The sequence below is a fragment of the Vibrio genomosp. F6 genome, from assembly GCF_005146325.1.
GTDB lineage: Bacteria > Pseudomonadota > Gammaproteobacteria > Enterobacterales > Vibrionaceae > Vibrio > Vibrio cortegadensis.
Genome location: NZ_SYUT01000010.1, coordinates 21,312 through 36,349 on the forward strand (window position 1 = coordinate 21,312; position 15,038 = coordinate 36,349).

Sequence of the window (15,038 nt, forward strand, 5' to 3'; positions counted from 1 at the left end):
TCTTTCAATATAGTTGGATTCTATTTTCATTTTCGGCAACGGCAGTTTCAGCGGTTCTTTGGCTTGAGATACCCGCTTGGATCTGGCTTGTTCCGAGCATCATTGCCATCTTAAGCATACGCTTTAAGTATAGGCAGTGGTGGTTCGTTATCGGCATCTTATTAGGGGTAATATTAATCATACTCCATGGAAATGCCCTAAAGTTGCAGACAAATGTGCTTTTCCAAAGCAGCGAGAATATTACCATAAAAGGGCAAGTTGACAGCTCTTTTAAGCAAATAAGTTATGGTTATGAAGGTTCCTTTGTAGTCAGATCAATTAATGGTCAAACTTTAAACTATTTGCAGCGGCCTACTATCCGTATTCTGACGCCCATTAAGCTTCAACTTGATGATGTTGCTAAGTTTCAGGTCACGATAAAGCCTATTTACGGCCAGTTGAATGAGGCTGGGTTTGATCAAGAGTCGTACTACGTGAGTCAGCGTTTAGTTGCAAAAGCCGTAGTTAAAGCAAACAGCGTTTATATGGTTCATTCACAGACATCGATGAGAAGTTGGCTGCTTCAACGGGTTGAAAGTCAAATCGAGCGTTTGCCTAACTTTTCTCTAATCATGGCTTTAGCATTTGGCGAACGAGACAACATCTCCAATGATTTATGGGAAAAATTAAAAAATAGCGGCTTAATTCATTTAGTGGCGATTTCAGGGCTTCATATCGGAATTGCTTATTCAATAGGGTACTTTGTCGGCAAAGTGTGCCGACTGTTTCATTCTCGGTGGTTGTGGCTCCCAGTATTTATGGCTATCAACTTTGCATATTGTTATGCGTGGCTCGCAGGTTTTACACTCCCGACTCAAAGAGCTTTTCTGATGTGTCTTATCCTGAGCTTATGTTTGTTGAGCCGAGTGCAGTTTTCCTCATGGCTGTTGTTACTCACAACTTTGGCGATTGTGCTTACAGTGAATCCATTTGCGGTATTGTCCAATAGTTTTTGGATGTCGTTTGGAGCGGTAATTGCTATTTATTTGGCTTTATCTAAGCGCCCTACCCAGAGCAATATCATTATTACTCTTATTTCTGCTCAGCTGTATTTATTGATATTTATGACACCCATAACCATTTTCTTCTTTGGCGGAATGAGTGTGAGCAGTGCGCTATATAACCTCTTTTTTGTACCTTGGTTTAGCTTGGTCGTTGTTCCGCTGCTGTTCGCTTGCTTGATGCTAACGGTTGCTGCTCCATCTTTCAGTAATGAAGCATGGTGGGCCGTTGATAAAGCTTTAGAACTGATGATTTGGGCCATTCAATACGCAGACCTTACTTGGTTATCTGTTTCGCGTGAAGTGGCCCAATTGATACTGTTTTTAACGTTAATGTTTACGTTTTCGACTCTATTTTCGGGTCGGGTCAACGTTCTATTATTGGCCGTATATCTATCATGGGTGAGCTTTAATGATGATGATTTACGCTGGCGGATGGACATTTTAGATGTGGGCCATGGGTTAGCGATTGTTATTGAAAAAGAGGGCAGCGTTATTCTGTACGACACTGGAAAGGCGTGGATGGGTGGCAGCATTGTTGAATCTGTTGTGCAACCCGTTCTGACGTCTCGGGGCATTTCAGGTATTGATGGGTTAATACTCAGTCATTTAGATTCTGATCATGCTGGTGGCCGATATCAGGTTGACTCAAAGCTGTCTCCGCTCTGGCGTCGCGCAAGCCAAAATATAAAGGGTTATCAAAGTTGTAAGCAGGGGGACCATTGGCAATGGCAGGGTTTGATGTTTGACGTTGTCTGGCCTCCGAAACAAGTGAGCCGATCATTCAATCCTCACTCTTGTGTGATTAGAATCTCAGATGAAAGAAGTGGCGTTAAAGTGTTACTCACTGGTGATGTGGATGCTGTGAGCGAATGGATATTGCGGCGTAAACCCAATCTACTTGCCAGTGATATTATGATTGTCCCACATCATGGCAGTATCACATCATCGACAATGGGCTTTTTGAATGCAATTAAACCTCAATTAGCGGTGGCATCCCTAGATAAAGGAAGTCGATGGAAAATGCCAGCCGATCAAGTACTAGCCAACTACCAAAAAATAGGGAGCAACTGGCTCGATACTGGACATTCAGGGCAAGTATCGCTGTTTTTTTATTCAAACGGATGGAAAGTCAGGAGTTTAAGAGGGGAAGGTAACCAAGCATGGTATAGGCAGATGCTGCGTAAGGGAGTAGAATAGAAGGAATATTCTCAGTAAATAAAGTATATCCATGTCTGAACTACAAGATGAAAACACTTGGCACACCTTTAAACGACTTTGGGCTTATATTCGTCAATATAAGACAGGGCTTGCTGCGGCCGTTGTCGCGCTTGTTATAAGTGCCGTTGCGGATACCTACATGATTTCACTGCTCAAACCTTTACTTGATGAAGGGTTTGGTAACGCTGAATCTGATTTCTTGAAAATATTACCTTTTATTATTTTCGCGATGATGTTTATTCGTGGTTTAAGTGGGTTTGTCTCAACATACTGTTTGAGTTGGGTTTCGGGCAATGTGGTCATGCTTATTCGCCGTAAGGTTTTTAATCATTTCATGCATATGCCAGTGAGCTTTTTTGATAAAGAATCAACAGGCGGTTTGCTTTCCAGAATTACTTACGATACTGAGCAAGTCGCTGGAGCCACGAGCCGTGCATTGGTGAGTATTGTTCGCGAAGGCGCGAGTATTATTGGTTTATTGGTTTTGATGTTTTGGAATAGCTGGCAGCTATCTTTAGTTCTGTTAGTCGTTGCTCCTATTGTTGCTTGGGGAATTGGATATGTCTCAAAACGTTTCCGCAGGATCTCAAAAAATATGCAAACAGCGATGGGTGAAGTGACATCTTCAGCAGAACAGATGCTAAAAGGCCATAAAGTTGTTTTGAGCTATGGTGGCCAAAATATAGAGAAAGAGCGTTTCGATGCGGTGAGCAACCAGATGCGCCAACAGTCGATGAAGCTCGTTGCTGCACAAGCTGTTGCAAACCCAGTTATTCAGATGATTGCTTCTATTGCTTTAGTGAGCGTACTGTTTCTTGCCAGTGTCGACTCAATTAAAGAAGAACTCACGGCGGGTACCTTTACTGTCATCTTCTCGGCAATGTTTGGTTTGATGCGTCCATTGAAAGCTTTAACGAATGTAACTTCACAGTTCCAACGCGGTATGGCAGCGTGTCAGACACTGTTTTCTTTGATGGATTTAGAAACTGAAAAAGATGACGGGAAATTGGTTGTCGATAAGCCGAAAGGGATTGTTGAAGTTAAGAATATTGACTTTACATACCAAGGAAACGAAAAACCGGCGTTATCAAATGTAAGCTTTGTTATCCCACAAGGGAAAACCGTAGCATTAGTCGGACGTTCTGGTTCAGGTAAAAGTACAATTGCGAATTTGTTTACCCGTTTTTATGATGTCGACTCTGGTTCAATCTGTTTGGACGATCACGATATTCGAGATTATAGCTTGAAGAATTTGCGTGAGCACTTTGCTTTGGTATCACAAAACGTACACCTGTTTAACGACACGATAGCTAATAATATTACCTATGCCGCTGATGTAGAGTATACACGTGAGCAGATAGAACATGCCGCTAAGCAAGCTCATGCAATGGAGTTTATTGATGGTATGGAACTTGGACTAGATACCATTATTGGTGAAAATGGTGCAAGTTTGTCTGGTGGACAGCGACAACGTATTGCCATCGCCCGTGCATTGCTGCGTGATGCTCCGGTTCTTATTCTTGATGAAGCAACGTCGGCATTGGATACGGAATCTGAACGTGCGATTCAAGCGGCACTAGAAGAGTTACAGAAAAACAAAACCGTGTTGGTGATTGCTCACCGATTGTCGACGATTGAAAGCGCGGATGAAATTCTTGTCGTGGATGAAGGTGAAGTTATCGAACGTGGTTCGCACCATGATCTGATTAGCAAAGATGGTGCTTATGCACAATTACACCGCATCCAGTTTGGTGATTAACAGCAATGGCGCAAAATGTGATTGAAAAGGTATGGTTTGAAAATCATCCACTCAAATATCTGTTGTGGCCTCTGCTATGGCCGCTGAGCCTTGTATTTAAAACGATTAGCTCAGCACGTCGGAAAGAATTTTCAGACGGTAAAAAGCAATCCTATAAAGCGCCTATCCCTGTTATTGTGGTTGGAAATATCACGGCTGGTGGGAATGGAAAAACACCAGTTGTTATTTGGTTAGTTGAGCAACTTCAACTGCTAGGTTATAAGCCAGGCGTCGTTTCTAGAGGTTATGGGGGCAAAGCTCCAAGTTACCCTCTAACTGTTGAAGATTCGACCCCGGCAGAACATAGTGGCGATGAGCCTCGGCTGATCTACCGACGCACAGGCGCTCCTGTTGCCGTTGCGCCAATTCGGTCTGATGCTGTGAAAGCATTGTTACCGCTCGATGTGAATGTCATTGTCACCGATGATGGACTACAACACTATGCGTTGGAGCGAGATGTCGAGTTTGTGATTGTCGACGGTATGCGACGATTTGGTAATCAGCAGTTAATCCCATTAGGTCCGTTGCGTGAAGGTATTGAGCGGTTAGATGAGGTTGATTTTGTCGTTACGAATGGTGGCTCAGCTCAAGAAAGTGAAATGGCAATGACCTTAACACCTAGCTTGGCTGTTAATTTAATTACTGGGCAAAAAATGCCAGTCAGTCAACTGAAGAAGTTGGTGGCGTTTGCCGGAATTGGTCATCCCCCTCGTTTTTTCGCCACTCTTAAAACTTTGGGTGCAGATTTATGCCACACCCAAGGTTTTGCTGATCACCAAGATTTTAAAATTTCAGAATTAGAAACCCTAGATAGAATGGGTTTGAACGTTATAATGACAGAAAAAGATGCTGTGAAATGTGATACTTTTGCGAAAGAAAACTGGTGGTACTTACCGGTTTCTGCGCAATTTAAAACTCATGATGAACAGCGTATTTTGAACAAAATAGAAGAGGTAATGGAACATTATGGATCATCGTCTGCTTGAGATTGTGGCTTGCCCTGTTTGTAAAGGTAAACTCACTTTTGATAAAGAAAACCAAGAATTGGTCTGTAAAGTTGACCGTTTGGCTTATCCGATTAAAGAAGGGATTCCGGTTCTATTAGAGCCTGAAGCTCGTACCATGTCTATGGATGAGGGGCGTTAATGTCGTTTACCGTTGTAATACCAGCTCGTTACCAATCATCTCGCTTACCGGGAAAACCGTTGGCTGATATTGGTGGGAAGCCGATGATTCAGTGGGTGTATGAGCAGTCAATCCAAGCTGGTGCAGAGCGCGTGATTATCGCGACGGATGATGCGCGAGTGGAAGCCGCAGTCAACCAGTTTGGTGGCGTGGTGTGCATGACCTCACCAGATCATGAGTCGGGCACTGAGCGCTTAGCGGAAGTTGTTCAACGAATGGATATCCCTGATGATCACATTATTGTGAATGTGCAAGGTGATGAACCTCTGATCCCACCAAGTATTATTACTCAAGTTGCGAATAATTTGGCAAACAGCACGGCACCAATGGCAACCTTAGGTGTTGAAATCACTGAGGAAGCGGAAGTTTTTAATCCAAACGCAGTGAAAGTGGTAACGGATAAAGATGGCTACGCGCTATATTTTAGCCGAGCAACGATCCCATGGGATCGTGATAACTTTGCTGACAGCGAAAACCAGACGATCGCACAACCATTATTACGACATATTGGTATTTATGCGTACCGTGCAGGGTTTATTAACACTTACATTAACTGGCAGCCTAGCGCACTAGAGAAAATTGAGTGTTTAGAGCAATTACGTGTGCTTTGGTATGGAGAGAAAATCCATGTTGAAGTCGCAAAAGAAGCACCAGCAGCGGGCGTTGATACTCCCGAAGATTTAGATGCAGTAAGAGCTATTATCGCAAACCGATAATTTTCGCTTCGTTCTTTTTGATTGAAAGATTTGAATAGCGAAAAAACCTCGGCAGTTATGATCAACTGTCGAGGTTTTTTGTTTCATTGCTTTAATAAGTTAATGGGGAAAATCCTTTACATTAAATTGCAACGAGCAGGCAAAAAAAAGAGCACAAACAGTGCTCGAAAATTGTAAGGAGAGGGTGGTTTTAGTTATTGTTATTATTGAACTCCGAACGAGGAGGGCAGGTCGCTAATATCTCTCGTCTACCCGTATCTTTCACTTCTTCTAGAATGACATCAAACCCCCATAATCGGTGAAGGTGCTTCAATACCTCTTCATACCCTTTATCAAGAGGAATACGTTGGTGAGGGACATGTTGAATCGTCATCGACCGATTACCGCGGACATCAACATTAAATACTTGCAGGTTAGGCTCTAAGTTGCTCAGGTTATATTGAGAAGCCAAGCGCTCCCTGATGGTTTTATAGCCGGACTCATCATGAATGGCGCTCACTTCAATGAAGTTTTTTCTATCGTCATCAAGTACTGCAAATAATTTAAAATCACGCATCAACTTGGGCGATAAGTACTGACTAATAAAGCTTTCATCTTTAAAGTTATGCATCGCAAAATGAACGGCATCGAGCCAATCACTTCCCGCCAAATCAGGGAACCATTCGCGATCTTCATCGGTTGGCTCTTCACATATACGGCGAATATCTCTGAACATTGCAAAACCAAGCGCATAAGGATTGATCCCACTGAAGTAGGGACTGTTGTAAGCTGGTTGTGCGACTACACTGGTGTGACTATGTAAGAATTCTAGAATGAATTTATCCGAGACTAACCCTTCATCATAGAGGTGATTCAAAATGGTGTAATGCCAGAAAGTTGCCCACCCTTCGTTCATCACTTGAGTCTGTTTTTGTGGATAAAAGTATTGACTGATTTTACGAACAATTCGCACACATTCTCGTTGCCAAGGTTCTAAAAGCGGGGCATGCTTTTCGATGAAATAGAGAATGTTTTCTTGAGGCTCCGTTGGAAAACGTATTTTATTGCACTCCTCTTTTTCCTCTGTTTTCGGAACCGTTTTCCATAGCTCATTAACTTGGGATTGCAGGTACGCCTCACGCTCTTCTTGCCTTGCGGTTTCTTCCGCGATGGAGATTTTTTCAGGGCGTTTGTATCGATCAACGCCGTAGTTCATTAGAGCATGACAAGAGTCGAGTAGCGTTTCTACTTCAGATACCCCATATTTTTGCTCACAATCCATGATGTAGTTTTTGGCAAAAAGGAGGTAATCGATGATAGAGCTTGCATCGGTCCATGTCTGAAATAAGTAGTTTCCTTTGAAAAAAGAGTTATGCCCATAGCAAGCATGAGCCATAACGAGAGCTTGCATTGTGACGGTATTCTCTTCCATCAAGTAAGCAATACATGGGTCAGAGTTAATGACTATTTCATAAGCCAGGCCCATCTGCCCGTGCTTATAATTCTGTTCGGTTTGGATGAACTTTTTACCAAATGACCAGTGATTGTAATTAATCGGCATCCCGATACTAGAATACGCATCCATCATCTGTTCCGAAGTGATGACTTCGATCTGATTTGGGTAGGTGTCAAGTCGGTAATGCTGAGCGACACGCTTAATCTCAACATGGTATTTTTCTAATAAATCGAAAGTCCAATCAGGGCCGTCAGGCAGTTGTTTGGTCTTTGTCGATGCTTGATTATCAGTTTTAGTCGTCATGGCTTACCTCCCTAAGCTGTCTCTTTGTGAAACAATTCCCTAAATACGGGGAAGATGTCATCGACGGTACGAATATTTTTCATCGCAAAGTTATCAAAACTCTGTTCCAATTTTTCATATTCATGCCATAACGTTTGATGTGAACGACGAGTGATTTCGATGTAAGAGTAATACTGACAAGTTGGAAGCAGTTTATTGACCAGTAACTCTTTACATCTAGGTGAATCATCAGCCCAGTTGTCCCCATCAGAAGCTTGAGCGGCATAAATGTTCCACTCCGCAGCAGGGTAGCGTTTTTCAACGATTTCATTCATCAGTTTTAGTGCACTAGACACTATGGTGCCGCCCGTTTCCTGAGAGTAGAAAAACTCATGCTCGTCTACCTCTTTGGCTTGAGTATGATGTCGGATAAAGACGACTTCGACATTCTCATAGGTGCGAGTCAAGAAGAGATAAAGCAATACATAGAAGCGTTTCGCGATGTCTTTTGTAGCCTGATCCATTGAGCCCGATACATCCATTAAGCAAAACATAACCGCTTGGCTGGAGGGGATAGGACGGCGTTCATAGTTTTTAAAACGCAGATCGAAGGTGTCGATATAAGGAACACTTTCAATCCTTTTACGTAAATCGGCAATCTCCTGTTTTACGCGCAGTTCTTCAAATGGTTGAGCGGGTTCTTGGTTATGAATGCGCTCCAACTCTTCTTCTAACTCATTGAGCATGCGACGTTTACCCGCAGTCATTGCGGTTCTACGAGCAAGGGACTGTTGTAGTGAGCGAACAATCGCAATGTTGGAAGGCACTCCGGCTGTTTTGAAACCTGAACGGTGCGTTTTCCATTCAGTGATTTTATTTACTTGGTTTTTTTCTAAATTCGGCAGTTCAAGATCTTCGAAAAGAATATCCAAGTATTCATCTTTGGATATTTGAAATACGAATTCATCTTGTCCTTCACCATCAGGGCTTGCGTCACCTTCGCCAGAGCCACCACCTTGACCGCCACCTTTAGGGCGCTCAATTTTGTCTCCCGTAATGAATTGATCATTACCAGGGTGAACTCGTTCTCGGCTACCACCTTGCCCCTGATGAAAACTTGGCTCTTTAATATCTTTATGTGGAATAGAGATATCTTCACCAGTTTCAGTATTGGTAATAGAACGACGGTTAACCGCGTCAGCAACCGACTCTTTTATCTGCTCCTTATGGCGTTTTAAAAAGCGCTGTCTATTCACTGCGCTCTTGTTTTTGCCATTGAGCCTCCTATCAATAAATTGTGCCATGAGTTACCTCCTATAAACTTCACGTCACCTGACACGTTGCTACAGCTACAGTATTGCTTAACTGTAACAACGTGTGGCTTATCACTGCTATATCGTTGGTCTCTGAATAGACAGCTAATCAGGCTTGATTGGTTTCTTTTATATTAAGAGGACTTACGCACTCGTAAATACCACTCAGACAGCAATCGTACTTGTTTTTCTGTGTAGCCTTTCTCCATCATACGGGCCACAAAGTCGTCATGTTTCTTCTGATCATCAGATGAAGTTTTCGCATTAAATGAGATGACAGGTAGTAGTTCTTCTGTGTTAGAGAACATTTTCTTCTCAATGACGGTGCGGAGTTTTTCGTAACTCGTCCACACTGGATTTTTGCCGTTATTATTTGCCTTAGCACGTAAGACGAAATTGACGATTTCATTACGGAAATCTTTAGGGTTGCTGATACCCGCTGTTTTCTCGATTTTTTCGAGTTCACCATTGAGCGATGAACGATCAAATAGTTGTCCAGTTTCTGGATCTCGGTACTCTTGATCTTGGATCCAGAAATCAGCGTAGGTAACGTAACGGTCAAAAATATTCTGACCGTATTCAGAGTAAGATTCCAAATATGCGGTTTGAATTTCTTTACCAATGAACTCTACATAACGAGGTACTAGATACCCTTTTAAAAATTCAAGATAACGTTCTGCCTGCTCTTGAGGGAATTGCTCTCGTTCGATTTGTTGCTCAATGACATAGAACAAGTGCACGGGGTTAGCAGCCACTTCGGCTTGGTCAAAGTTAAATACACGAGATAGAATCTTGAATGCAAAACGAGTAGATAATCCAGACATGCCTTCGTCTACACCTGCATAGTCACGGTATTCTTGATAACTTTTTGCTTTTGGATCGGTGTCTTTAAGTGTCTCACCATCATAGACTCGCATTTTAGAGAATAGAGATGAGTTTTCTGGCACTTTTAAACGTGACAAAATGCTGAACTGTGAAAGTAAATCTAAGGTACTTGGTGAACAGGGTGCTTTGGATAGTTCACTGTGATCAAGCAGCTTTTGGTAAATCTTAACCTCTTCGGATACTCGTAAGCAGTATGGTACTTTTACGATATAAACCCGATCGAGGAAAGCTTCATTGTTTTTGTTGTTACGGAAAGTTTGCCACTCTGACTCATTGGAGTGCGCGAGGATCATGCCGTCAAATGGCAATGCTGATAATCCTTCAGTACCGTTGAAGTTACCTTCTTGAGTCGCCGTTAGAAGAGGGTGAAGCACTTTAATTGGAGCTTTGAACATCTCCACAAATTCCATCAAGCCTTGGTTGGCTTTACATAATGCGCCCGAGTAGCTATAAGCATCGGGGTCATCTTGAGAGAAGTGCTCAAGTTGACGAATATCAACCTTACCGACCAGTGAGGAAATGTCTTGGTTGTTTTCATCACCCGGCTCAGTTTTAGCGATGGCAACTTGATCTAGTATTGAAGGACGAACTTTCACAACGCTGAATTTAGTAATATCGCCACCAAATTCATGCAATCGTTTTGCGGCCCAAGGGGACATAACAGAACGAACATAGCGTTTCTCAATACCATATTCTTTTTTCAGTAAGTCACCATCTTCAGTGACATCAAAAAGGCAGAAAGGGTGATCGTTTACAGGGCTGCGTTCACCATTTGCTGACAGCACATAAATAGGCATCTGTTGCATTAGCGCTTTAAGTTTTTCAGCTAGAGAGGATTTACCACCCCCAACAGGCCCTAAAAGGTACAGTATCTGTTTGCGTTCTTCTAAGCCTTGAGCAGCATGTTTAAGGTATGAAACGATCTGTTCAATGGCTTCCTCCATACCATAGAAGTCTTCAAAAGTTTTGTATCGTGAAATCACTCGGTTTGAAAAAATTCGGCTTAGTCTTGGATCTTGTGCGGTGTCAATGATCTCTGGTTCACCAATCGCGAGTAAAAGTCGCTCTGCCGCATTTGCGTAGGCGCTCTTATTGTCTTTACATAGACCGAGAAAATCTTGGATGGATAACTCTTCATCTTTCGCGGCTTCGTAGCGCGCTTGATAATGATCAAAAATACTCATAGTAAATTCCCCTCTCAATCTGTCACCCATGAATGACAGCAAAATGTACAGCTTCCTTACAACATAAAGCCTAGACCTAAACTTGGTATTTTGCTTAACAATTATGTATTTATTTGTAAAAAATGAGCAAAATACGCTTTGAATTCGTGGATCAAATAGGTTTAGATTTAGCTATATCTAATATGAATCATAATTTATATAATTAACGAGCTTTGCCAATCAACGAAAGCCGTGGTGGGGGTTTTTTATGAAAAAAGCAATGCTAGGGTATTGGTGAAATTAATAAAATGACCACCAAAATAACAGGAGATTATAGATTTAACATAAAGCAGCTTGAATGATAGTACGCCGTGCTATATCATGGCGACAAATATTAAATAGATAATGAACTAGTAAGGTTTTAACGTGAAAAAGTTGTCTACATTGATGCTAGCTAGTGCGCTTATTGCTGCGCCATCGTTAGCGTTTGCAAAAGCTGGATCGTGGTCACTTGGTGCGGCCGTCTCTTATTCTCCTGCGGTATATAAAGATACTCCTTCGAATGTAGTGGCGATTCCAATGGTTGGCTATGAAGGTGAGCATCTTTTCCTACGTGGTTTTACGGGTGGTTACCGTCTGTTTCCTGCTGGCTCAACGCAGAATGTTATTTTCCGTTTTGCATACGATGCTCGTTCATTAGATCCTTCAGATTCTGATGATGAAAATATTAAAAAATACATTGATGAGCGTAAAGCGACAGTGTTAGGTGGCGTGAGTTACCAACTAGTGACTTTAGCCGGCGTTTTTGAAGCGACTGCGGGTAGTGATATTGGTTCTACACATAATGGTTTGTACGCTGAAGCGGCTTGGCGTTTACCGATTAACCGTGGTGTGTGGGGTATTACGCCTTCAATTGGTTACGCATATAACAGTGATAAGTTGAATAACCACTTATACGGTGTATCGTCTAGCGAAGTCGCGAAAGCAACGGCTGGTGGTGGTACGTTGACTGAATTTGATGCCGATTGGGATGGACAATACTTCGTGGGTCTTTCTGGTTACATGCACCTAACTCGAAGCATTCGTGTCACTGGTGGTATTCGTTACACTAACTTGGAAGGTGATATTGAAGGTAGCCCAATACTTGAAAGTGGGGTGAATACAACAGCTAATGTGGGCATAGCATACGTGTTCTAACTATCTGAACTGATTCAGAAAAGGGGTTGATGCATTACATCAACCCCTTTTTTATTTTAGCTGAGATAGTATGGGGTTAAGCATTAAAAATTTGGGTGAACTCAGCAGCAGATAAATGGTATTGGCGAGGGCATTTACCCCAAGTTACTAGCATTCTGCGGTACTTCTCTAACATTGGCATTTGGCTGTTAAAGTGATGGTCGTTCTTTTCGAATTGAGGATAAAGTCCTTCAGATTCAGTAAGGAAGCGAACATAATGTACAACTTGCGCTTCGGTCGCAATATCAAAGCCTAAGAACTGTAGGCGGCGTTGATCGACATCTTTACGCTCAGCTTCAGAAAGCATTTTGTTTGACTCTTGCATCGCATGATACATTTCCATAATGGCAATCACTTCACGGCACTCTTCTTCCGTTAAGCAGCCAAACTCTTTATTCAGTTCGTTCATTTGCAAAGCGTATCCGCGCTCTACAATGGTCTGCAAACGTTGGTACTTTGCAGCGTTGTCTGGGTTCATTTGCGACATTAGGTAGTATTGATTTGAAAGGATCAAACGTTGAGCGTTTGTCATATCCATTGGAGCCTCACTAGATTTAATTTGATTTTATTGTTGAAACTAGATTAACAGTGTTTATTCATATTGAAACATGATCTCAACACCGATTTAATATCATTCGTCGATTTTTTCATCATAGTCGTTCTCTCTATTTTTAAGAATAAACGAAATTTTAAGAATAACCGAACGGGAAAAGGATGAAAAAAATACCAGCTTTTAAGCTGGTATTATCGTCAAATGTACAAGAGATACTATTGAGTTTAGTATTTTACATTATCATTATACTGGCTCAGGATGCTGACCATTTTATCCATCGTCTCTTTCGATGGTGGATTTGTCCCTTCCAGCGGATAATCGTAACCGAGCGCTTCCCATTTATGAGCGCCTAGCTTGTGATAAGGCAGTAACTCAACTTTTTCGATATTGTCCATATCTTTGATAAATTCGCCAAGCATATGAGCTGACTCTTCATCATCCGTATACCCTGGAACAATCACATAACGGATCCACGTTTTTTGACCAAGTTTATGCAAGTAACGGGCAAAGTCGAGCGTTCGCTTATTTGATACACCAATAAAATCATGATGGATTTCATCTTTCATGTGTTTTAGATCTAGCATTACCAGATCGGTAGCGTCTAAAACTTCATCAACGACATCAGTGTGCTTACGAATATAGCCATTGGTATCTAGGCAGGTGTGGATACCTTCAGCTTGTGCCGCTCGGAAAAAATCACGAACGAATTCAGGCTGCAACATGGCTTCACCACCAGAACAAGTAATACCTCCACCAGAAGCTTTCATAAAGTGGCGGTAAGATTTCGCTTCTTTGATAATCTCTTCAACAGTGACCTCTCGGCCATCATTAACATCCCAAGTATCACGGTTATGACAATACATACAACGCATTAAACAGCCTTGTAAGAACACAATAAAACGGATTCCAGGACCATCGACGGTGCCACATGACTCGAATGAGTGGATACGACCAGATGTTGACATAAGCTCATCTCAAATAGGTAATTTGATGACTATTTTATTACAAATAGTAAGGGATAAATAGTCCTACTTCAGTACGGGAACCGTGTATTTGTAAGGAAATAGGTAAGAAATCCTAGATACGAATTTGAGGAAAAATTTTGTTTGAGTCATAAGGAAAAAGAGTATAAAAAATCCACTGTGGAATACCATCAGTGGATTTTTAAAATAAGGCATATTAACTCTCTAGAGTACATTGCGTAAGTTTAGAAGAAGCCAAAGAGCGTCAGTGCGCCTACCCCATAGGCTGACGTCTCATCTTCCTTGAAATCAGACGTTTTAGCTGAGAATGTGAAAGATGCGCCCAGCGTTTGATTATACCAAACAGCGCCTAAGCTTGCGGTGGCTTGAGTATTTTGTAAAGTCACTGGATAAACTTCATCAGGAACTGGCCCATCGATAGTGATGTCATTAAAACGGTAGCGGCCTTCTACGCCAGCGAACAGATAAGCACTACTTGAACCTTGCATGATCATACCGGGCAGAAATGAGTTTTCCATTGAAACCCTTGCGGCACCAATACTGCTATCTAAACCTGAGCCCCAACGCCACATCATCCCAGTTGCGATTTCACTACGGTAATTACCCGCCATCACTCTAGAGATGTTTTTTATCTCGTGTTGAGTACCGCCACTTGATCGGCTACGAAATAGGGCATTATGAGTTTCAAACTCAAAGTTGCCTAGCATTTGATCTTCGACTTGATAATCCCAGCCTTCAGGTTGAGTTGATCCTGTAATGCTGTGAATGAAATCTTGAGCGACATCGGCTAAAGAGTTTGGACCTGTGGAGCCAACCAAGAAGCCGTACCGATCAGCTCTATAGGCTGAAATATTAGCAATATCCGTTTGGAAAAAAAGTACACCAGCATAAGGGCGCTGATCGACTTGAGGTGTGGACTCTTCAATTTTCTTTGGAGTATAAATGGTTTGCCCAAGCGTAAAACCTACTTTATGGGCCGCACCACCAAAGGTTCCAAATGAGCTAGTGATTGGTGTCAGAATAGGCGAAAGGCTAACTTCATCAGAGTAATAAGAGAGGAATAACCCGTTGGTATAATCTTTATCGACACCGAATATGCCATCATTATCTAGGCTAAAGGTGAAAGTCCCCGCATGAGTAAGAGGAGTAGACAAAGAGAGTAAGGCTAACAAAAGCGATTTTTTTAAATTCATCGTAATAACAGCTTAATATTATTTTGAACCTATCG

Annotated in this window: 13 protein-coding genes; 6 read left to right on the plus strand and 7 right to left on the minus strand. The window is 42.1% G+C overall.

Going from position 1 to position 15,038, the window contains the following annotated elements; genetic code table 11:
• Positions 1 to 4: 4 nt before the first annotated feature.
• Positions 5 to 181: a hypothetical protein gene (locus FCV43_RS20580; RefSeq protein ID WP_240697112.1), complete on the minus strand. Its 177-nt coding sequence runs from the start codon at positions 179 to 181 to the stop codon at positions 5 to 7.
• Here FCV43_RS20580 and FCV43_RS00690 point away from each other — a divergent pair.
• Genes FCV43_RS00690 through kdsB form a run of 5 tightly spaced genes read left to right on the plus strand, consistent with a single transcriptional unit; the run spans position 117 to position 5,960 of the window.
• The gene (locus tag FCV43_RS00690; RefSeq protein ID WP_240697108.1) at positions 117 to 2,240 is read left to right on the plus strand and encodes a DNA internalization-related competence protein ComEC/Rec2; all 2,124 of its coding nucleotides are present in this window, start codon (positions 117 to 119) and stop codon (positions 2,238 to 2,240) included. The genes FCV43_RS20580 and FCV43_RS00690 overlap by 65 nt on opposite strands.
• A gap of 31 nt (positions 2,241 to 2,271) precedes the next feature.
• Complete coding sequence (gene msbA / locus FCV43_RS00695) at positions 2,272 to 4,020, plus strand: lipid A ABC transporter ATP-binding protein/permease MsbA (RefSeq protein WP_136993729.1); 1,749 nt, start codon at positions 2,272 to 2,274, stop codon at positions 4,018 to 4,020.
• Between the two features lie 17 nt (positions 4,021 to 4,037).
• Positions 4,038 to 5,045 (plus strand): tetraacyldisaccharide 4'-kinase, encoded by a 1,008-nt coding sequence (gene lpxK, locus FCV43_RS00700; protein ID WP_136993875.1) that lies wholly within the window; start codon positions 4,038 to 4,040, stop codon positions 5,043 to 5,045.
• Positions 5,026 to 5,205 (plus strand): Trm112 family protein, encoded by a 180-nt coding sequence (locus FCV43_RS00705; RefSeq protein ID WP_017054282.1) that lies wholly within the window; start codon positions 5,026 to 5,028, stop codon positions 5,203 to 5,205. Before lpxK ends, FCV43_RS00705 begins: the two co-directional genes overlap by 20 nt.
• Positions 5,205 to 5,960: a 3-deoxy-manno-octulosonate cytidylyltransferase gene (gene kdsB, locus FCV43_RS00710; RefSeq protein ID WP_136993730.1), complete on the plus strand. Its 756-nt coding sequence runs from the start codon at positions 5,205 to 5,207 to the stop codon at positions 5,958 to 5,960. The genes FCV43_RS00705 and kdsB overlap by 1 nt, the downstream gene beginning before the upstream one ends.
• Before the next feature lie 190 nt (positions 5,961 to 6,150).
• Here the strand turns inward: kdsB and FCV43_RS00715 are convergent, their stop codons facing one another.
• The 3 genes from FCV43_RS00715 to FCV43_RS00725 form a co-directional block, all read right to left on the minus strand.
• Positions 6,151 to 7,698 (minus strand): SpoVR family protein, encoded by a 1,548-nt coding sequence (locus tag FCV43_RS00715; RefSeq protein WP_113797527.1) that lies wholly within the window; start codon positions 7,696 to 7,698, stop codon positions 6,151 to 6,153.
• Between the two features lie 11 nt (positions 7,699 to 7,709).
• Entirely contained in the window at positions 7,710 to 8,981 is a 1,272-nt protein-coding gene (locus FCV43_RS00720; RefSeq protein ID WP_017054285.1) for a YeaH/YhbH family protein, read from the minus strand.
• A 143-nt stretch (positions 8,982 to 9,124) separates the two neighbouring features.
• Complete coding sequence (locus tag FCV43_RS00725; protein WP_017054286.1) at positions 9,125 to 11,059, minus strand: PrkA family serine protein kinase; 1,935 nt, start codon at positions 11,057 to 11,059, stop codon at positions 9,125 to 9,127.
• A 426-nt stretch (positions 11,060 to 11,485) separates the two neighbouring features.
• On the opposite strand from FCV43_RS00725, the gene FCV43_RS00730 reads away from it, so the two are divergent.
• The gene (locus FCV43_RS00730; RefSeq protein ID WP_136993876.1) at positions 11,486 to 12,235 is read left to right on the plus strand and encodes a MipA/OmpV family protein; all 750 of its coding nucleotides are present in this window, start codon (positions 11,486 to 11,488) and stop codon (positions 12,233 to 12,235) included.
• Between the two features lie 76 nt (positions 12,236 to 12,311).
• Here the strand turns inward: FCV43_RS00730 and FCV43_RS00735 are convergent, their stop codons facing one another.
• From FCV43_RS00735 to FCV43_RS00745, 3 genes are all read right to left on the minus strand, one after another.
• Complete coding sequence (locus tag FCV43_RS00735; RefSeq protein ID WP_136993731.1) at positions 12,312 to 12,812, minus strand: YfbU family protein; 501 nt, start codon at positions 12,810 to 12,812, stop codon at positions 12,312 to 12,314.
• Between the two features lie 239 nt (positions 12,813 to 13,051).
• Positions 13,052 to 13,792, minus strand: coding sequence for a pyruvate formate lyase 1-activating protein (gene pflA / locus FCV43_RS00740; RefSeq protein ID WP_017054289.1), 741 nt, complete (start codon positions 13,790 to 13,792; stop codon positions 13,052 to 13,054).
• 242 nt (positions 13,793 to 14,034) lie between these two features.
• Positions 14,035 to 15,003: a lipid A deacylase LpxR family protein gene (locus tag FCV43_RS00745; protein WP_136993732.1), complete on the minus strand. Its 969-nt coding sequence runs from the start codon at positions 15,001 to 15,003 to the stop codon at positions 14,035 to 14,037.
• Between the last annotated feature and the right edge of the window lie 35 nt (positions 15,004 to 15,038).

Bases quoted from the DNA above. Each gene is read 5' to 3' on its own strand.
- FCV43_RS00725 (WP_017054286.1), bottom strand. From the start codon at position 11,059: ATGAGTATTTTTGATCATTATCAAGCGCGCTACGAAGCCGCGAAAGAT.
- msbA (WP_136993729.1), top strand. From the start codon at position 2,272: ATGTCTGAACTACAAGATGAAAACACTTGGCACACCTTTAAACGACTT.
- FCV43_RS20580 (WP_240697112.1), bottom strand. From the start codon at position 181: ATGATTAATATTACCCCTAATAAGATGCCGATAACGAACCACCACTGC.
- pflA (WP_017054289.1), bottom strand. From the start codon at position 13,792: ATGTCAACATCTGGTCGTATCCACTCATTCGAGTCATGTGGCACCGTC.
- FCV43_RS00705 (WP_017054282.1), top strand. From the start codon at position 5,026: ATGGATCATCGTCTGCTTGAGATTGTGGCTTGCCCTGTTTGTAAAGGT.
- kdsB (WP_136993730.1), top strand. From the start codon at position 5,205: ATGTCGTTTACCGTTGTAATACCAGCTCGTTACCAATCATCTCGCTTA.
- FCV43_RS00715 (WP_113797527.1), bottom strand. From the start codon at position 7,698: ATGACGACTAAAACTGATAATCAAGCATCGACAAAGACCAAACAACTG.
- FCV43_RS00720 (WP_017054285.1), bottom strand. From the start codon at position 8,981: ATGGCACAATTTATTGATAGGAGGCTCAATGGCAAAAACAAGAGCGCA.
- FCV43_RS00735 (WP_136993731.1), bottom strand. From the start codon at position 12,812: ATGGATATGACAAACGCTCAACGTTTGATCCTTTCAAATCAATACTAC.
- FCV43_RS00730 (WP_136993876.1), top strand. From the start codon at position 11,486: ATGCTAGCTAGTGCGCTTATTGCTGCGCCATCGTTAGCGTTTGCAAAA.
- FCV43_RS00745 (WP_136993732.1), bottom strand. From the start codon at position 15,003: ATGAATTTAAAAAAATCGCTTTTGTTAGCCTTACTCTCTTTGTCTACT.